This is a genomic window from Streptomyces himastatinicus ATCC 53653 (assembly GCF_000158915.1).
Classification (GTDB): Bacteria; Actinomycetota; Actinomycetes; order Streptomycetales; family Streptomycetaceae; genus Streptomyces; species Streptomyces himastatinicus.
In genome coordinates, this window is record NZ_GG657754.1 from 5,780,396 (window position 1) to 5,796,546 (window position 16,151).

The 16,151-nt window shown below is 68.8% G+C and carries 21 protein-coding genes and 1 tRNA gene; 10 read left to right on the forward strand and 12 right to left on the reverse strand.

The genetic code is table 11. The features are described from left to right. Positions 1-21: 21 nt before the first annotated feature. The 3 genes from SSOG_RS24510 to SSOG_RS24520 all read right to left on the reverse strand — a co-directional run bounded on the left by SSOG_RS24510 (position 22) and on the right by SSOG_RS24520 (position 2,680). Positions 22-834 (reverse strand): nucleotidyltransferase family protein, encoded by an 813-nt coding sequence (locus SSOG_RS24510; protein WP_009716937.1) that lies wholly within the window; start codon positions 832-834, stop codon positions 22-24. Between the two features lie 63 nt (positions 835-897). After that, positions 898-1,317, reverse strand: a complete 420-nt coding sequence (locus SSOG_RS24515) for a hypothetical protein (RefSeq protein ID WP_009716938.1) — start codon at positions 1,315-1,317, stop codon at positions 898-900. 226 nt (positions 1,318-1,543) lie between these two features. Continuing rightward, positions 1,544-2,680 (reverse strand): ABC transporter ATP-binding protein, encoded by a 1,137-nt coding sequence (locus SSOG_RS24520; RefSeq protein WP_009716939.1) that lies wholly within the window; start codon positions 2,678-2,680, stop codon positions 1,544-1,546. A gap of 178 nt (positions 2,681-2,858) precedes the next feature. Here SSOG_RS24520 and SSOG_RS24525 point away from each other — a divergent pair. The 3 genes from SSOG_RS24525 to SSOG_RS51275 all read left to right on the forward strand — a co-directional run bounded on the left by SSOG_RS24525 (position 2,859) and on the right by SSOG_RS51275 (position 3,958). Further along, a tRNA-Thr gene (locus SSOG_RS24525) sits at positions 2,859-2,931 on the forward strand. 247 nt (positions 2,932-3,178) lie between these two features. Then, positions 3,179-3,634 (forward strand): hypothetical protein, encoded by a 456-nt coding sequence (locus SSOG_RS24535; RefSeq protein ID WP_009716940.1) that lies wholly within the window; start codon positions 3,179-3,181, stop codon positions 3,632-3,634. A gap of 48 nt (positions 3,635-3,682) precedes the next feature. Further along, on the forward strand, positions 3,683-3,958 hold the full coding sequence (locus SSOG_RS51275) for a hypothetical protein (RefSeq protein ID WP_009716941.1): 276 nt from the start codon (positions 3,683-3,685) through the stop codon (positions 3,956-3,958). Positions 3,959-4,078: 120 nt separating this feature from the next. Here the strand turns inward: SSOG_RS51275 and SSOG_RS24540 are convergent, their stop codons facing one another. The 3 genes from SSOG_RS24540 to SSOG_RS24550 are packed head-to-tail and all read right to left on the reverse strand — an operon-like array spanning position 4,079 to position 4,874. Further along, positions 4,079-4,273: a hypothetical protein gene (locus tag SSOG_RS24540; protein WP_039938591.1), complete on the reverse strand. Its 195-nt coding sequence runs from the start codon at positions 4,271-4,273 to the stop codon at positions 4,079-4,081. Then, positions 4,270-4,461 carry a hypothetical protein gene (locus SSOG_RS24545; protein ID WP_009716943.1) on the reverse strand — a complete coding sequence of 64 codons (192 nt, stop codon included), beginning with the start codon at positions 4,459-4,461 and terminating at the stop codon, positions 4,270-4,272. Before SSOG_RS24545 ends, SSOG_RS24540 begins: the two co-directional genes overlap by 4 nt. Next, positions 4,458-4,874: a hypothetical protein gene (locus SSOG_RS24550; RefSeq protein ID WP_050800341.1), complete on the reverse strand. Its 417-nt coding sequence runs from the start codon at positions 4,872-4,874 to the stop codon at positions 4,458-4,460. Before SSOG_RS24550 ends, SSOG_RS24545 begins: the two co-directional genes overlap by 4 nt. A 185-nt stretch (positions 4,875-5,059) precedes the next feature. Between SSOG_RS24550 and SSOG_RS24555 the strand changes: the two genes are divergently transcribed. After that, positions 5,060-5,719 (forward strand): NsdA family TPR-like regulatory protein, encoded by a 660-nt coding sequence (locus tag SSOG_RS24555; RefSeq protein ID WP_039938592.1) that lies wholly within the window; start codon positions 5,060-5,062, stop codon positions 5,717-5,719. A 330-nt stretch (positions 5,720-6,049) separates the two neighbouring features. After that, positions 6,050-6,592: an N-acetyltransferase gene (locus tag SSOG_RS24560; protein WP_009716947.1), complete on the forward strand. Its 543-nt coding sequence runs from the start codon at positions 6,050-6,052 to the stop codon at positions 6,590-6,592. Between the two features lie 230 nt (positions 6,593-6,822). On the opposite strand, the gene SSOG_RS24565 is transcribed toward SSOG_RS24560, so the two are convergent. The 3 genes from SSOG_RS24565 to SSOG_RS24575 form a co-directional block, all read right to left on the reverse strand. Further along, a complete protein-coding gene (locus tag SSOG_RS24565) occupies positions 6,823-7,221 on the reverse strand; it encodes a hypothetical protein (protein ID WP_009716948.1) in 399 nt (132 codons plus the stop codon). Positions 7,222-7,632: 411 nt separating this feature from the next. After that, positions 7,633-8,586 (reverse strand): IS481 family transposase, encoded by a 954-nt coding sequence (locus tag SSOG_RS24570; RefSeq protein ID WP_039938594.1) that lies wholly within the window; start codon positions 8,584-8,586, stop codon positions 7,633-7,635. A 208-nt stretch (positions 8,587-8,794) separates the two neighbouring features. Beyond that, on the reverse strand, positions 8,795-8,977 hold the full coding sequence (locus SSOG_RS24575) for a hypothetical protein (protein ID WP_039938596.1): 183 nt from the start codon (positions 8,975-8,977) through the stop codon (positions 8,795-8,797). A gap of 455 nt (positions 8,978-9,432) precedes the next feature. On the opposite strand from SSOG_RS24575, the gene SSOG_RS24580 reads away from it, so the two are divergent. Both SSOG_RS24580 and SSOG_RS24585 read left to right on the forward strand, forming a co-directional pair. Beyond that, complete coding sequence (locus SSOG_RS24580; protein ID WP_009716952.1) at positions 9,433-9,921, forward strand: hypothetical protein; 489 nt, start codon at positions 9,433-9,435, stop codon at positions 9,919-9,921. A gap of 423 nt (positions 9,922-10,344) precedes the next feature. Then, entirely contained in the window at positions 10,345-10,659 is a 315-nt protein-coding gene (locus SSOG_RS24585) for a DUF1330 domain-containing protein (protein WP_009716953.1), read from the forward strand. 83 nt (positions 10,660-10,742) lie between these two features. Here SSOG_RS24585 and SSOG_RS24590 read toward each other — a convergent pair whose 3' ends face one another. Then, complete coding sequence (locus tag SSOG_RS24590; protein WP_009716954.1) at positions 10,743-11,468, reverse strand: alpha/beta fold hydrolase; 726 nt, start codon at positions 11,466-11,468, stop codon at positions 10,743-10,745. 132 nt (positions 11,469-11,600) lie between these two features. Between SSOG_RS24590 and SSOG_RS24595 the strand changes: the two genes are divergently transcribed. Both SSOG_RS24595 and SSOG_RS24605 read left to right on the forward strand, forming a co-directional pair. Next, the gene (locus tag SSOG_RS24595) at positions 11,601-12,494 is read left to right on the forward strand and encodes a helix-turn-helix domain-containing protein (RefSeq protein ID WP_009716955.1); all 894 of its coding nucleotides are present in this window, start codon (positions 11,601-11,603) and stop codon (positions 12,492-12,494) included. Between the two features lie 417 nt (positions 12,495-12,911). Next, complete coding sequence (locus tag SSOG_RS24605) at positions 12,912-13,784, forward strand: NAD(P)-dependent oxidoreductase (RefSeq protein WP_009716956.1); 873 nt, start codon at positions 12,912-12,914, stop codon at positions 13,782-13,784. 6 nt (positions 13,785-13,790) lie between these two features. Here the strand turns inward: SSOG_RS24605 and SSOG_RS24610 are convergent, their stop codons facing one another. After that, entirely contained in the window at positions 13,791-15,008 is a 1,218-nt protein-coding gene (locus tag SSOG_RS24610; RefSeq protein ID WP_009716957.1) for an acyltransferase family protein, read from the reverse strand. Between the two features lie 355 nt (positions 15,009-15,363). On the opposite strand from SSOG_RS24610, the gene SSOG_RS24615 reads away from it, so the two are divergent. Then, a complete protein-coding gene (locus SSOG_RS24615) occupies positions 15,364-15,726 on the forward strand; it encodes a DUF6247 family protein (protein ID WP_009716958.1) in 363 nt (120 codons plus the stop codon). On the opposite strand, the gene SSOG_RS24620 is transcribed toward SSOG_RS24615, so the two are convergent. Then, positions 15,683-16,150, reverse strand: a complete 468-nt coding sequence (locus tag SSOG_RS24620; RefSeq protein ID WP_009716960.1) for a hypothetical protein — start codon at positions 16,148-16,150, stop codon at positions 15,683-15,685. The genes SSOG_RS24615 and SSOG_RS24620 overlap by 44 nt on opposite strands. Between the last annotated feature and the right edge of the window lies 1 nt (position 16,151).

Below are 16,151 nucleotides of genomic sequence, written 5' to 3' on the forward strand. Positions count from 1 at the left end.
CTTCTGCGTGCCTGCCGGGACTCAGTCGTGCAACGGCCGTACCGGCGTCGACTCCAGCGAGCCGCGACCGGACGGCGGCGGGCCCGAGGAGAGTTCCTTGGCGGCCTCGGTGAGATCCTTGGCGGTGTCGATGGCCCGCCAGTACGCCCCGTGGGGCAGCGGAAACCCGGCCAGCCGCCGCTCGCGGGCCAGCCGTGGGAACGTCGTCCGCTCGTGGTCGCCGCGCTCCGGCAGCAGCGAGGTGAAGGTGGCGGAGAAGACGTACACGCCCGCGTTGATGAGGTACGGGGAGGGCGGCGACTCGATGAAGTCGAGGACGTGACCGAACTCGTTCGTCTCCACCGCCCCCCAGGGGATGCGCGGCCGGGCCAGCGCGAGCGTCGCGACGGCGTCGCGTTCATGGTGGAAGTCGGCCATCTCGCGCAGCGAGAAGCGGGTCCAGATGTCGCCGTTGGTGGCGTACCAGGGCTGATCGGCGTGGGGGAGCCGGGCGGCGGCGAACTTCAGGCCCCCGCCGCGCCCGAGCGGTTCCTTCTCGACGACGGTCGTCACGCGCAGCGGCAGCTCCGCCGACTCCAGCCAGTCCTGGAGGACGGCGGCGAGATGACCGCAGGAGACGACCGCGTCGGTGACCCCCTCGGCGGCCAGCCAGGCCAGCTGATGGCCGATGATCGGGGTCCCGGTGCCCGGGATCTCGACCATCGGCTTGGGACGGTCGTCGGTGTACGGACGCAGCCGCGAGCCCTGGCCTCCGGCCAGGACGACGGCCTGTGTGGGGCGCGGGGCATGCGGGTGGTGAGCGTGGTGCCCGGGCCTGTGGAGGTCATCGGTCATGGATCGCACCATATGCGGTGGCGCGGTGACCGCACGGGGAGCCGGTCGGTGATGGGGGAGCGTTCAGCGGTACGCCTGGGTGATGCCGGACGCGAACGAGGTGTCGCAGACGGGACGGGCGTAGGCCTGCGCCTCCTTCGTACCCCCGTACTTGGCGACCGCGGCGCGGCCGAGTGCACGGGCGATGTCCGCGCAGTGCCGGGCCAGCGAAGGCCGTTCGTCGGTGGCGACCTGGAGGTGGGTGAGCGCCACCCCCGGGTCCTTCTCCTGCAACTCCGCGAGCAGCCGGTCGCGCAGCAGCTCGTGCGGGGCGCGGTGGACGGCGTGGGTGGAGGCGCGGTCGGAGGAGGCGGTGAGGATCTGCGACTCGGCGCTCGGCGAGGCCCACGGGACGCGGGTGACGGCGAGCGTTCCGGAGAGGACGAGCACGACGGGGAGGACGAGCGCGAGGGTTCTGCCGATACGGCGGGCTGCGGTGTTCACGGGAGGGATCGTAGCGAGGAGCGATGATTTGGCGACATTGAGTCACCATGCCGGGTGATGGAAACCCGTTCTTGCGTGCAGGGGTGTTGACGAACGGAATCGAAAAGACCGGAATGTCGAGTAATTTATCGACAACGCCACAACGCGACAGTGGGCGGCCCCGTCCGCGGACATGAGCGAGGCGCCGCCCCCGCAAAACGGAAGACGGCGCCTCACCTCAGGAACATCAGTCGCTGAGCCGCTCCCCGGTGGAGGTGGAGAAGACGTGAGCCTCGCCCGGCTGCGGCACGACGTGCAGCTGCGCGCCCTTCTCCGGCACCTGGCGGCTGCCGACCCGGATCACCAGGTCCTTGCTCTCGCCGCCGACCTCGGCCGAACCGAAGACGTACGCGTCCGCGCCCGTCTCCTCGACCACGTTGACGGTGATCGCGAGACCGGCCGGGGCGTCGGCGGCGGCCTTGGTCAGCGACTTGGCCGCCCCGCCATTGGCCTCCACCACGTCGAAGTGCTCGGGCCGGACACCCACGGTGACCGTACGGTCGCCCTTGTCGGCCGCGGCGCTCAGCGCCTCCCGGTTCACCGGGACCACGCTGTTGCCGAACTTCACACCGCCGTCGGTGATCGGCACCTCGACCAGGTTCATCGCGGGCGACCCGATGAAGCCCGCCACGAAGAGGTTCGCCGGCCGGTCGTACATGTTCCGCGGGGTGTCGACCTGCTGGAGCAGCCCGTCCTTGAGGACGGCCACCCGGTCGCCCATGGTCATGGCCTCGACCTGGTCGTGGGTGACGTACACCGTCGTGATCCCCAGCCGCCGCTGGAGGCTCGCGATCTGCGTACGGGTCTGGACACGGAGCTTGGCGTCGAGGTTCGACAGCGGCTCGTCCATCAGGAACACCTGCGGCTCCCGCACGATGGCCCGCCCCATCGCCACACGCTGCCGCTGACCACCGGACAGCGCCTTCGGCTTGCGCTCCAGGTACTCGGTGAGGTCCAGGATCTTCGCCGCGTCCTCGACCTTCTGCCGGATCTCGGTCTTGTTGACCCCGGCGATCTTGAGCGCGAAGCCCATGTTCTGCGCGACGGTCATGTGCGGGTACAGCGCGTAGTTCTGGAACACCATCGCGATGTCCCGGTCCTTCGGCGGCAGGTGCGTCACATCGCGGTCGCCGATCCGGATCGCCCCGCCGTTGACGTCCTCCAGCCCCGCCAGCATCCGCAGCGACGTGGACTTCCCACAGCCCGAGGGGCCGACCAGAACGAGGAACTCGCCGTCTTCGATGCCGATGTCGAGCTGGTCGACGGCGGGCTTTTCGGTGCCCGGGTAGATCCGGGTCGCCTTGTCATACGTGACCGTAGCCATGGTGATCTGGTCCCTTCACCGGCAGGAACGTGCCGGACGATCCGAGTAAAGGTAGGGGTCTAGTCCACTGCACGTGGATTGGCGTGACGCTATACCGCCCACCCCCGCCCTGTCTCTACTCCGGACACCAGAATTTTCGAACGGAGCACCCCGGTGTGGTGGGTACACTGCTGGGGACGCCGACTTAGCTCAGCTGGTAGAGCACCGCTCTTGTAAAGCGAAGGTCGTCGGTTCGAACCCGACAGTCGGCTCTGTGTCAGAGCATGAACAACGCCCCGGACGGTCTGCCGTCCGGGGCGTTCGCTGTCCCGGCGGACATCACCTCTCACGTCCGCCCAATGATCGACCGCCGCGAGACCGTCAGCGGTAGCAGCCTGGTCGGCTTGCTGTGCTCGTGCGCGGAGGGGGGCATTGCCCTTTGCGGGCGTGTCGCCAAGGTGACCATGGAGGTCTAAGATCATGACCTACTTTGATCGCTCTGATGCGGAAGGGCTTTAAATGTCCAATTGGAGCAAGCGGTTAGCCACCCTGCTGTCGGCGACCGCCGTGATGGTCGGCGTCTCTCTCGGGACTGGTGCGGGCACCGCAGTGGCAGCACCCAAGCTCACCTACCAGTCGAGCTGGTATCAGTCGGGGAAATCGGTGGTCGTCTACCTCTACGCCGACGGCGACTACGCCGGATATGTGAACTGGAACGCGGACCCGGAGGGGAACGATCCCGGAGACGCGCTGCGGGCGAAGGACGACGCGGCCGACGGGTGGGGCGTCGAGGGGACCGTCTCGGAGCCCGGGTGGCTGGTCCGCGAGGCTTCCACGCGGGGACACTCGTCCCCCTACACAACCCCGTGGCAGACCGGCAACCTCATCGAAGGCAGTCCGTACACGCTCGACGTGTGCCTGGTGAAGGGCTCGGAACGGGTCTGCCTCTATGGCTACTTCCGTGTCAAGGCGTAGGCGGAACCTGGACGGGGTGCCGAGCCCGAACCTGTAAAGCGAAGGTCGTTGGTTCGAACCCGACAGTCGGCTCTGTGTCTGAGCAGGGAGGAAGCCCCGGACGGTCGCCCGTCCGGGGCTTCTGACATCTACGGCGGCCATCAGCCCGGACGCGATGCTGGGCCCATTCCCGGTGATCGCGACTCCCAGCCCGGCGGCCCTGCTCTGGACGAGCTGATCGCCGCCTTCGACGAGGTCAACGGACCGGCCGACCCGGTGGCCGTGGCAGACAAGCAGGCCAGGCTCACCGCCGAGCCGCGGCCCGGTGCCGGGGCGGCCGTGTGAGGTTCCTTGGCCCGGTCCGTCGCCTGTGACGGTGACATGACGGACATCCCGTCGGCGAACGGGAGTTGGCTTCATGCGGTGACGCGGGCGACGGCGCCCAATCGTGACCTGGGCAGATCCTCAGCGGCTGGCGTACGTATAGGACAGCAGCGCGACCGGCATCGCCGCGCAGGCCACCAGACAGATCACCCACGCCGGTACCCCGAAGAAGCGGGTGCCCTCGTCGTCCTCGTGCGGTTCAGCGCCCACGCACTCCGGTCGTCGGCCTGCCCCTACCGTCCTGATCTTGTCCTGGTACTTGCCGTAGTCGCTCACGATGCCGTCTTCCTGGATGGGCGGTCCGGGAGGCACTGCTCGAACGGATCGCGCTGCTTCGGGAAGGTGGGCGCGCAGCCGGGGCAGGCGTAGAGGGTGCGGCCGCCGAGGCTGGCGCCGTGCTCGATGGCGACCACGACCGGGGTGCTGGTGGTCTTGTCGCAGCGGGCGCAGACCTGGGGCATCATCGGTTGGTCGCCCCCTCAGCGGGCTCGGAGACGGCTCGTGACAGCGCCTCGCGCAGCCGGTCGGCGTCGGTCAGGTACCGGTCGGGACCGATCGGGATCTGCCAGTGGAGGCGGGGGCCGATGGTGTGCGCGGCCGGTGGTACGCCGACGTAGGTGACTCCGGCGCGATCGGCGCCGAGGGCATGGATCTCCCGCCGCCTGAGCTGCCAGGTCCGGGCGTGGCCCGCGGGGATGAGCCAGTACATGAGGCCGTAGTCGGCGATGACGGCGCCGGTCTCGTCGCCGAGTAGCGCGAGTGCGCGTTCGCCGATGTCGGCGGGGGCGCGTACGACGTCCCAGTACTCGCCGACCTCGATCATCTCAACGTCGCTGCCACCAGGGGGCGTCCACGGCAGGGTCCTGGTCGTCGTCATCCGGCTGCCCATCTGGAAAGGGAACCGCCAGTGCTGGGCTCATGCTCCGAGGTAACCGGAAGCGCACTGTGAGCCATCAGGCCACAACCCAGGCAGTTACCGTCCGCGGAACAGGACAGTTTTACCCGGAGGGTAGGTCCGGGCAGATCTACCGTCGAGCCCGCAGGCGCAGGGGAGGCTGCCGTATGGCGAAGCAGCGGAACGCCAGGCTGGAGGCGCTGCTGCTGGAGTTCGGCTACACCCACCAGCAACTGGCCGACGAAGTCAACCGGATCGCAGAAGCCCTGCTCGGCAAGCCGAGGATGTGCACCGACCGTCATGTCCGCCGCTGGGTCGCGGGCGACGTGCAGTGGCCCTGGGCGCAGTACCTTCTCCTGCTACAAGAGATCTTCGGCCGCAGCCCCGAGGCGATGGGCTTCGTGCCGCGAGGCAAGTCTTCGCGTGTCCCTTCTCCTCCACGGCGGCCGACTCCCATGAGGCATGACCATGCCCTCGGAGGAGGCGCACTCCATACCGTCGCCACGGAAGCCCTCCACCGCGTGCGCGACGCCGTGAACCGCTGTAGCTACGGCGAACGCGTCGAGAAGCAGCTCTACGCCGCCGTCGGCGATCTGGCCGCGTCAGCGGGCTGGTTCGCGTATGACGCGGGCCACCAGCGAGAGGCGACCACCCTCTACAACGAGGCGTTACAGGCCGCGATTCTCGCCAGGGACGGCTCCCTTCAGGCCCGAGTCTGGTCGAATCTGGCGATGCAGGCCCGCCTGCTCGGTCGTGACCAGGAGGCGGTACGTATCGGCCGTGCGCAGTGGAAACCCGGCAGGCCAAGCGCGATCCGTGGCTCATGACGCTGCTGCACTGCCGCCAGGCTGTCGGACACGCACGGGTCGGGGAACGCTCCCGGGCTGAGCGCTCGCTGGCCCGCGCCGAAACCACGTACGACCGTGCTTCGGGCCGGCCGGAAGCGTGGCTGGCGTTCCTCACCACGGCCGAACTGGCCGGGCTGGCAGGCGCAGCACACCAAGCCCTCGGCCGGCATCGCCGAGCCCAAGAACTCACCACTTCCGCATTGGAGCTGCTGGAACCGCGCTTCGAACGAAACCGCGGACCTGCGACGCGCGATCGGCCGACACCGACGCGTATCGGCAGCAGCAGACTTCTTACAGCAGACGCGGCACATGGAGGACGTGACGATCGCGTGCCGTGACGCTGCTGGACTCGCGGAGATCCGCCCAGAACTGCTGTCGGTGTACGCCGATATCTACGCCGACCGGCTGGGCGAACAGTTCCACAGCGTGGACCGCTTCGATGAACGCCTGGGATGGAACACGGAAGTTCCTGGATTCGGAGCAGCAGTCGGCTATGCGGCTGGAGCACCGGCCGGGTTCGCGTTCGGCTGCACGTTGCAGCCAGGTACGCGCTGGTGGAGCGGGCTGCGGACCACGGTGCCGGATGACGCCGTGGTGCAGACGGGGAGCCGTACGTTCGCACTCTCGGAGCTGATGGTGGTCGAGAACGTCCGCGGTACGGGGGTAGCCAAACGGATCCACGACGAGCTGTTGCGTCCACGGCACGAAGAGCGGGTGACCTTGCTTGTCGAGCGGGCTCACCCGCGGGTTCGTGCCAGGTACGAGGAGTGGGGCTACCAGTGGCTCGGCGAGGTGATGCCTTTCCCGGACGCTCCGTTGTACGACGCGATGGTGCTGCCGCTACTGCACTGACGCGATGCTGCGTGTACGCCGTGAAGAGGCTTGATCTACACCGTGCAGGGGCGCGGCAGCTACGTCGCCGACGTGATCGGCCCGGGAGGCGAGCTGATCGAGGCCAAGTAGTCGAGGGCCGGAACTGGCGAAGGCCCGGCGGCGAGGAAGCCGTCGGGCCCCTGACCGAAGCACTCCCTGGAGATCCGGGAACAGGATTCCGGTTCGATACTTCCTGGTTCTCCGACCGTTCACTCCTCCGGCGCGGTGGGGCGGAACAGCGCCAGGAAACCGCCAAGCACTGCGAACGCGGCGAGGAACAACTCCGTTTCCAACCTGTTGACGCTGCCCTCGGACATCTGAGTGTTGAGGACGAGCCACATCGCCCATCCCATGGTCACCAGCAGGTGATTGTCTCGCTCCCTCAGCAGCCGCATACCCGCCCACAGAAGCAACGGCATCAGCGTCACGGAGGCGACTACGGCCAGCGCGCTTTCGATGAACCCTGCGCCGATCCCCCCGTCCGGATTGGCCTGTTGTGCTTCCCACGCCCACTGCTCGGCAGACTGCCAGACCCAGTACGTCGCATGGGCTGCGGCCGCTGAGACACCAACGCCCTTTATCCAACGGCATAACCTGCTGCTCAACATGGCCTCACCATGCACAGCAGAGGACTCGCATGCCTGAGTACCCATACTCAAAATGGACCAGAAGGTGCGCGGGCGGGGCCTTGGGTGAATCACCGCTGCTGGCCATGCCGGAGCTCTGTCACCTGTGCACGCACCTCCGTACAGACGGTCAGCCATCGCCGCGCTCTCTGCCGAGGACGGAGCCCGCCGCGCGGCGGGCCCGCGGCTGCGGGCGATGCTCTCCAGACGGGAGGCGTGGGCCTTAGCCCGTATGGACCGGCCGTCCGGTTTCCGTCGCGCGATTGGACAGGCTGTCGAGGCACTCGGCGACGCTGGTCGATTCGACAACGACTTCGGCGAAGCCGAGCTCGCAGGAGTCACCGGTGGCAGCCTCTTGGACCTGGTTCGCTCAGAACCGCGCGCCTACGCCGACTAGATGTGCTGTCCGGAGAGGTTGGTGATGCGGCTGGCTGGGGTGCGGCCGCTGATTCCGGTGTGGGGTCGGTGGTAGTTGTACCAGTCCAGCCAGTCGGGAAACGCTGCCTGCCGTTCGCCTTCTGAGGTGTAGGGCCGCTGGTAGGCCCACTCGTCCAGCAGGGTGCGGTGGAAGCGTTCGACCTTGCCGTTGGTCTGGGGCCGCCAGGGGCGGGTCCAGCGTGGGCGGATACCCAGCTCACGGCAGGTGTGGTGCCAGGTGTTCTTGCTGTAGGCCCAGGCGTTATCGGTCAGCACCCGCTCGACGGTCACGCCGCGTGCGGCGAACCAGGCGGCAGCTCGACGCAGGAAGTCCGCACAGGTGGCCGCCTGCTCGTCGGGCAGGTGCTCGGTGTAGGCAAGGCGGGAGTGGTCATCCAGCGCGGTGTGCAGGAAGGCATGGCCGGTCCCGTTCCTGTTCTTGCGGCCGGCTGCCCGGCCCAGGGCTTTGTGGCCGCCGCCGTCGGGGATGCGGCCGAGTTTCTTGACGTCGATGTGGACCAACTCGCCGGGGCGGGAGCGTTCGTACCGGCGGACGGGTTCGCCGGTGGCCCGGTCCAGCGTGGCCAGTGGTGGCAGGCCGTGGCGTTGAAGAATGCGGTGAGCAGTAGAGGCGGCGACGCCGGCACGGGCCGCCAGTCGCAGCGGACCGATCTGGTGTTCACGGCGCATCCGCAGCACCCGCTCCTCCACCAAGGCGGGCGTCCGGCGTGGTGAGTGGTGGGGGCGGCTGGAGCGGTCGTGCAGACCCGCTGCCCCGTGGCGGCGGTAGCGCCCGGCCCAGCGAGCGGCGGTGGTGTGGCTGACCTGGAACCGTTCGGCCGCCCGCCGCAGCGGCCAGCCGTCGTCGACGACGCACCGGGCCAGACGCAGCCTGCCGGTCGGGGTCAGCGGGGCGTTACGGTGGATCAACGAGGGCCTCCTGGGCATTGGTGCAGATGTCGCAATCCACACCGAAACCAGAGGCCCTCGCCTCGTTCAAGCACCCCTCACGGCGCGTCGCCCGTCACCAACGTGCCGGGACAGCACAACTAGAGCGTGTCCGATGAGTCGAGCCAGCGTCGCAGATGCCGCCACCGACACCACTGCGGTGACAGGACGGTGACCGCCTCTCGGAGCCTCACCCGCCGGGGTTCTTCACCATCAGAACAATGAACACGATAAAGACCAACGCCATGCAGCCCAGGCCCTTCAAGAGGTTGCGAGCCTCTTGATCCCGCGCCTTCCTCCATGCTGCGGCACGCCGGACGTCGTTACGGCGCATCCCCTCTTCGACGGCGCGTGCGATCTCTTCTTCGTTCACATCTGCCCCCACCCCTTGGCTGCCAAAAACGTACCTTAGCCCTCGCACGCAGCTGGCTTTTACTCCGGCAGACACAGCTCAAGCCGTGCCCACTCGGCGCCCCACAGACCGCTCCATCCCACGGAGACCGAAACGAGTCACACATGAGTCAGCCACATGACTCGTCGGACACGCCCTAGGCCGCAGGCCACATCCGTACAGCCCTGGACCAGCGCAACGTGAAGGCTGGCCGAGGATCGGGCTCGCCGAATGCGCCTTCCTGATCGGCGACATCACCAGCGCAGCCGACTACTCGTGCCGCGCGGTCGAGGTCTCGTCCGGCATCCGCTCCGGGCGCGTGCGCACCCGACTGGCGTAGCTCTATCCGTACACGGTGGGCGATGGCTCGTCCCGGGCCGTCGCCGACGTGCGCGGTAGCATCCGGACTCTGCTCACCACATGGCGAGGAAGGCGCGATGACGACGATCGCTGTGACCGGGCACATGGACCTCACCGACGAGTCGGTGCCGCTGGTGCGAGCCGAGCTGGACAAGGTCCTCGCCTCCTACGAGTCCTCCTGTCTGGTCGGTGTGTCATGCATCGCGAAGGGCAGCGACAGCCTGTTCGCCGAGGCGGTCTTGGCGGCCGGCGGGAGCCTGGTTGTGGTGATTCCGTCGCAGGACTACCGGCAGGCGAAGGTGAAGCTCGACCACGCCGCGACCTTTGACCGGCTGGTGGAGTCCGCAGACGAGGTCCTGGTGATGCCGCACGAGACGGCGAACCGGCAGGCGTACGAAGCGGCGAACGCGGTGCTGTTGGAGCGTGCCGATCGGCTGGTGGCGGTGTGGAACGGGCAGCCGCCGGGCACCAAGGGCGGCGGTACCGCGGACGTGGTGTACCAGGCCCGCGAGGCTGGTGTCCCGGTGGACGTCGTCTGGCCGGACGGTGCGTCCCGCCGGGCATGACGAACGCCCTCTGGCCCGGCTCGCAGGCCGGATGAGTGGGGCACAGGTCTACGGCTTGTGCCCCGTCCACGGATATCCCCGACGGACTCGTCGCGAACTCCAGACGGCGGCCGATCCGACCACGCCAAACTCGCCGCGCTCGACGGCGACGAGCACCCCGCCCAGTGGAAGCGCTGGTTCGACGCGGCTGTGGTGAGCCAAACCGCAGACCCGCCTGTTCGTGCTTGCGCACCAACGTTCAGACGGAGCCGGACTACCGTCGGAAGACGACAACGCAGGCACAGCTGCGCGTTTGGCTGCGCGCAGCCCGCATTGCGATCAGTCCGGCGTGTGCGGCCAAGCTGGGGTCGGACTGGACGTCACTACAGAACCAACGGCAGTGTTCCCGTGACCGTCCGCGCCAAAAAGAAAACGGGGAACGTCGTGAGTGCTTACGTCATCGTCAACGTCGATGTGCTCGACGAGGAGGCCGGCCTGGCCTACGCACGTGTGGCCCAGAAGTCCATCCTCAGTCACGGCGGCCGTTACCTCGTCGCTGGTCCCACGCCCGAGCCCGTCGAGGGAACCTGGGATTCCTCCCGATTCGTGGTCATCGAGTTCCCCGACATGGAGCGGGTTCGGGAGTGGTACGACTCCCCCGAGTACCGGCGAGCCCGGGAGATAAGGGAGGGCAAGGTTCGGGTGCAGATGCTGTTCGCCGAGGGCGCGCCGCCGGAGGGCTTCTCCCTCCCGGCCTAGCTGTGCTCGCTGTGGACCGTATGGCGCCTCGGCGACCCCCGGGACGGCTTCCCGTCCGGGGCACCCGGTGTCCACGGCGGACGTCAGCCCAGCTTGAGGAGTAGTTCGGTCAGTTCGGTCGGCATGGTGATCATGCAGTCGTGGCCGGTCGGCAGTTCCCAGACCTGGGACGGGGCGCCGTTGGGCTGGATCGGGGGCACGGGGCGGCGGGGCCAGCCTTCCGGTTCGCCGACCACGCAGTGGATGTGGGTCCGGGGGATCGTGTTCACGGCCGGGTTGTCCAGGCGGACCGGTTGCTGGAGGCAGCGGACCGACTGGTCCGACAGGGTCGTGCGCAGCCAGGCGACGTCTGCCGGGTCGGTGACCCCGAACAGGCCCGGGAGCGGCGGCATCTCGGGCAGGGGCGGGACCCGCCAGCCGCTCTCGGACCGGAGGGCGCCGTCGATCAGGTCCTGGGTTATGGGCATGACGTCGGCCGCGCTCTCGCCGTCCTGCGGGACCATCGCGTCGAGGTAGACCAGGTGCGCGATCCGGTCCGGGATCCGGTTGGCCGCGGAGGAGATGACCAGACCGGCGTAGCTGTGGCCCACGAGGATCACATCGGTGAGGTCCTCGTCCGTGATCAGCCTGACGATGTCGTCGACGTGGGTGTCGAGCCCTACGTCGCGGCTGAGCAGATGCGCCCGGTCGCCGTGGCCGGTGAGGGATGGCGCGAGCGCGCGGTGTCCGGCCGAGGCGAGTAGGGGGACCACTCGTTCCCAGCACTGTCCGCTGTGCCAGGCGCCGTGTACCAGCAGATACGTTGACATGGCTGTCACGCTCCTCGTCTCGTCGTCGGTGACGATCACGCTGCCGCTCGGGGCCCGGCCGTGCCAGAGTCCCCGTGATCCTGGGGGTGGCAGGACCAGGCACCTCCGCGACGGCGCGATTACCGTCGACGCATGAGCGACGAACCGAACCTGCTGGGCGATTACGTACGCGCCCGCCGCGAGCTCGTCACCCCGGAGCAGGTCGGCATTCCCGCCGTGGGGCTGCGGCGCGTGCCGGGGCTGCGCCGGGAAGAGGTCGCGATGCTGGCGGGCATCAGCGCCGACTACTACCTGCGGCTGGAGCAGGGCCGCGACCGCAACCCCTCCGTGCAGGTCCTGGAGTCCCTCGCCCGCGTGCTGCGGCTCGACGACGAGGCGACGGCGCACCTGTTGCGACTGGGCGCCGCCAAACCCCGACGGCCCCGGCGCCGGCCCCGGCGCGAGACCGTCCCGGCGGGCATCGCCCAGCTCGTCGCCACGCTCCCGCTCCCCGCGCACATCGAGGGCCGCTACTTCGACGTCCTCGCCGTCAACGCCTTGGCGAGCGCCCTGTCACCGCGGCTCGCGGTGGGAGCCAACCGCCTGCGCGATCTGTTTCTCGACCCCGCCGAGCACGCGCTCTACCCGGACTGGGAGAGCGCGACCGTGGATCTGGTCGCCGGTTTCCGCGAGTCCGTCGGCACCGATTTGGACGACCCCCGCTTCATCGAGCTCGTCGGCGAACTCTCCCTCGCCAGCCCTCGCTTCAGCCGCCTCTGGGCCCGGCACGACGTACGAACGTGCGCGGGGGCGTCCATGCGTCTCGACCATCCCCAGGTCGGTGCCCTCCAACTGAAGGTGGAGCGGCTGGGCGTCAGCGCCGCGCCCGGCCAGGTGCTCGTCATCCACCACCCGGCCCCCGGCACCGACAGCGCCGACAAGCTCTCCCTGCTCGCCTCTGCCAGCCAGACGCGAGCGCCGACCGCGCAGTTGACGGGGAGCGTATGGTGGAAGGGAAACGCATCAACGCCTCGCCCCGAACTGTGAGTTGGGCGGGCCGAGCGGGGGAAGAAAGGTGCGTGCCCGATGACGATCGGGCTTCTCTCCACGATTGTCGCTGTCTTCTATGGCGGCACGATCTCGATTCTCGCTCTCACCGCGACCTTCGCTCGGCGCCGCTCGCTACGGCGTGAAGCGCGCAGCACCCTTGCCGTCCTGGTGCCGGGGAGGGCGGTGGAGTCGCAGCAGGTAGACGGCGCGGCAGTGGGCCCAGGTAGTTGAGCGGCGGTTCGCCGAAGCGGTGCGGGTGTACGTGTTGGGCCCAGAGGATCAGGACCTTCCACTTGCCGCCGGTCACATCCATCGCCGCGTCGATTCCGCAGACGTGGCTGACCTCAGGGGGTACCTACCCACTTAAAAGTGGGTACTTGAGCGTCTTGGCGTTCAGCGACGAGGCTTTGCGGCATGGGACATGACGCGAAGAAAGTTTCCGTACTTGGGCTTGGTGCTATGGGTGCCGCCATCGCTCGTTCTTGGCTGGCCTCGGGGTATGAGGTGACGGTGTGGAACCGCACCGTGGGGCGGGCCGAGGCGCTTGTCGGGGAGGGGGCGGTGGTTGCGGGGGCGGTCGCCGAGGCGGTGGCGGCCAGTGGGCTGGTGGTGGTGTGCCTGCTCGATGACGCCTCGGTCGGGGAGGTTCTGGCCGACGTCGATCTGACGGGCAAGGATCTGGTCAACGTCACCACGAGCACCCCCGGGCAGGCCCGTGAGCGGGCGGAGTGGGCGGGGGCGCGCGGGGCGCGGTATCTGGGCGGCGGGATCATGGCCGTTCCGCCGATGATCGGGGTTCCGGATTCCGGTGCGTACGTCTTCTACAGCGGGTCGCCGGAGCTGTTCGCGGCGCATCGGGAGGCGCTGGCCGTCCCGGCGGGCGCCCGGTACGTCGGTGAGGACGCTGGGTTGGCCGCGCTGCACGATGTGGCGCTGCTGAGCGGCATGACCGGCATGTTTGCCGGGGTGTCGCATGCCTTCGCGCTGATGCGGGGGACGGAGGTCGCTCCGAAGGAGTTCGCGGGGCTGCTGGTTGGGTGGCTTACGGCCATGGCTCCGTACGCGTACGGGGTTGCCGCGCAGCTGGAGAGCGGCGACTACGCCCTCGGCGTGACGTCGAACCTCGCGATGATGGTGGAGGGCAACGGGACGTTGCTGCGTACCGCCGAGGAGCAGGGCGTCAGCGCGGAGTTGCTCAGTCCGTTGATGGCGCTCATGGAGCGTCGCCTCGCCGCGGGGCACGGGGAGGAGGGCACCGCCGGGGTGATCGATCTGCTGAGCCGCTGAGCCGGATCAGGCCGCGCGGCCGAAGGTGCGGAGTCGGGTGAAGGAGGACTCCAGGCCGCGCTTGAGGAGGCGGGCCGCTGGGCGTTCCACGAAGCGGTGCACCAGCCAGCTCAGGGCGAGGAAGCCGGAGATGACGAGGGCGAGGAGCAGGCGGGGGTCCATGGAGTCGTGGAGGCGGCTGATCAGCGACACGCCCGCGACGTAGTGCATCAGGTAGAGCGGGTAGGTGAGGCAGCCCGCGGTGACCAGCCACTTCCAACGGATGCGGTCGGTGTAGCCGAGCGCGACGGCCACCATGACGAGCAGGAACACCGTGAAGATCAGGACGGCGCCGCGCCAGCTGGAGACGTCCTCGTACGCGACCCGCAGCGCCAGCTCGCGCTGGCCCATCAGCCACGCCATGGCGAGGATGCCCCAGAGCAGCAGGTCCTGGCCGAAGCGGTGCATGAGGTAGAGGGCGAGGCCCGCGATGAAGTACCAGGCGCCGCTCGGATCGGCCGCCAGGACCAGGAGCGGGAACTTGGACACGGGGGCGAGCATCGCGGCCGCGCCCCATACGCAGCAGAAGACGACGACCCGGCGGTACGTCAGGCCCATGGCGACCACGACCATGAAGAGCAGGTAGAAGCGCAGCTCCGACCAGAGGGTCCAGTAGACGATGTCGACGTCGGGCACGTTGGAACCCGACTGGAGCATGGTGAAGTTGAGCAGGATGTCCCGCCCCGGGGGCCGCTCCCATACGCCCGGCAGCGCGATCATGCTGACGGTGGTGAAGGCCACGCCCACCCAGTACGCGGGGTAGAGACGGATCACGCGGGAGACGAAGAAGTCCTTCGGGGTGCGGCCCCAGCACGACATGCAGATGACGAAGCCGCTGATCACGAAGAAGATCTCCACGCCGATCCAGCCGAAGGACGCGAAGTGGAACAGCGTGGGCATGATCTCGGAGGCCGGGCGGTCCCAGATCGCGTTGCCCGGCTGGTTGGCGCGGTTGGTGCCCGCGAAGTGGTGCAGGGCCACCATGAGGGCGGCGACCAGGCGGATGCCGTCGATGACGTACAGCCGGGGCCGGGCCCGATGGGTCCGACGGGCCCGCGGGGCGGTGGTGAGCGTACGGGTCGGGGCCGTCCGCGGCGGCGGCTCGGCCACGGCGACGCCGCCGCGGTCGCCGCCTCCGTGCGATTCGACGGCCGGGGGAAGCGGCTGCTGAAACCTGACCTGCATCAGACCTGCGTCATCCTCACGAGGGGAACCGACGGAACCTGGGCGCGACCTTGGGCGCGACGGCCACGGGCGGCTCACGCTACGTCCCTCGAGGTGCGTACAGCCCGGATAGAAGGTGGCAATTCGGGCGGGGTGAGGGCGTCGTTCCGGAAAGCCTCCTGGGCATGCCGCGCAGTGTTCTCCGACGCTTCACTCACTCAGCGGCTCGTGAGACGGGCAAAGGTCGTCTGGTGTGTGCAATTTCCGCTTCCGGGGCGTGGGGTAACGATCAAAAAGATCAGGGCCGCGTGGCGGGCGGGACAGGCCGCAGGGGCGTGCCGCTCGTTTGCGTGATGGAGCGTCAGGATTTGTATTGATGACCGAGCAGTCCTCCGCCCACGACGGGCCCCTGATCCCGATGCCGGTCCTCACTCCGTCGGCTCTGCGGGCGGCGGTCGCTCAGATCGCGCCCGGGGAGCTGCCCGCCTTCGTCGAGCATCTGGACCGGGCGGTCGAGCAGGCCGCCCGGAACGGGACGATCGCTCCGTTGCGTACGTTCCTCCAGTGGTGGGGCGAGTTCGTCGCCATCCAGCGGTATCCGGCCCGGGCCGCGCGGCTGCGGGAGTTGGAGGTCGTGGCCGAGGAGGCGACGGACCGGGCGGCGCTGGGGTCGGCGCTGGCCGAGATGCGGCAGATCATGGACGCGGCGCATCGGGAGACGCCCGCAGTAGGGCGGTAGCCGCCTCGCGCATCTCGTCTTCTATGGCGGGAGCTTGGCCCTGCTGCTCCTCCCAGGCGAGCTGGAGGCCGACGAAGCGGTCGGTGACGCTCGTGGCGTGGGGTGACCGCTCGAGGTGGGAGGCGCACCAGTAGATCTCGTCGCTCGCGTCGTACGGGGAGAGGTCTCCGCGGAGCAGGGACTGTGCGGCCCAGCGCATGCGGTAGTGCCAGGCGGTCTCCGGGTCGGGTCGGGGGAAGCCGAGCTCCGCCATGGCCTGCCAGAAGAGTTCGCGGGACGCGTCGGTACGGGACAGCCCGGCCAGGGTACGGAGGGTCGGGCTGTCCACGCCGCGGGCGAGGGCTTCGGCGGCGAGCATGGGCAGCTCATGGGTCGACTGTTCGCCCAGGACGAGGTCGACCGCCGTTGTGCGCAGGTGCTTCACG

What these genes read in the sequence shown, in the direction of transcription:
- SSOG_RS24510 (WP_009716937.1), bottom strand. Translation starts at nt 834, where the DNA reads ATGACCGATGACCTCCACAGGCCCGGGCACCACGCTCACCACCCGCAT.
- SSOG_RS24520 (WP_009716939.1), bottom strand. Translation starts at nt 2,680, where the DNA reads ATGGCTACGGTCACGTATGACAAGGCGACCCGGATCTACCCGGGCACC.
- SSOG_RS24535 (WP_009716940.1), top strand. Translation starts at nt 3,179, where the DNA reads ATGTCCAATTGGAGCAAGCGGTTAGCCACCCTGCTGTCGGCGACCGCC.
- SSOG_RS24545 (WP_009716943.1), bottom strand. Translation starts at nt 4,461, where the DNA reads ATGATGCCCCAGGTCTGCGCCCGCTGCGACAAGACCACCAGCACCCCG.
- SSOG_RS24550 (WP_050800341.1), bottom strand. Translation starts at nt 4,874, where the DNA reads ATGACGACGACCAGGACCCTGCCGTGGACGCCCCCTGGTGGCAGCGAC.
- SSOG_RS24555 (WP_039938592.1), top strand. Translation starts at nt 5,060, where the DNA reads ATGGCGAAGCAGCGGAACGCCAGGCTGGAGGCGCTGCTGCTGGAGTTC.
- SSOG_RS24560 (WP_009716947.1), top strand. Translation starts at nt 6,050, where the DNA reads ATGGAGGACGTGACGATCGCGTGCCGTGACGCTGCTGGACTCGCGGAG.
- SSOG_RS24565 (WP_009716948.1), bottom strand. Translation starts at nt 7,221, where the DNA reads ATGTTGAGCAGCAGGTTATGCCGTTGGATAAAGGGCGTTGGTGTCTCA.
- SSOG_RS24580 (WP_009716952.1), top strand. Translation starts at nt 9,433, where the DNA reads ATGACGACGATCGCTGTGACCGGGCACATGGACCTCACCGACGAGTCG.
- SSOG_RS24590 (WP_009716954.1), bottom strand. Translation starts at nt 11,468, where the DNA reads ATGTCAACGTATCTGCTGGTACACGGCGCCTGGCACAGCGGACAGTGC.
- SSOG_RS24595 (WP_009716955.1), top strand. Translation starts at nt 11,601, where the DNA reads ATGAGCGACGAACCGAACCTGCTGGGCGATTACGTACGCGCCCGCCGC.
- SSOG_RS24605 (WP_009716956.1), top strand. Translation starts at nt 12,912, where the DNA reads ATGGGACATGACGCGAAGAAAGTTTCCGTACTTGGGCTTGGTGCTATG.
- SSOG_RS24610 (WP_009716957.1), bottom strand. Translation starts at nt 15,008, where the DNA reads ATGCAGGTCAGGTTTCAGCAGCCGCTTCCCCCGGCCGTCGAATCGCAC.
- SSOG_RS24615 (WP_009716958.1), top strand. Translation starts at nt 15,364, where the DNA reads ATGACCGAGCAGTCCTCCGCCCACGACGGGCCCCTGATCCCGATGCCG.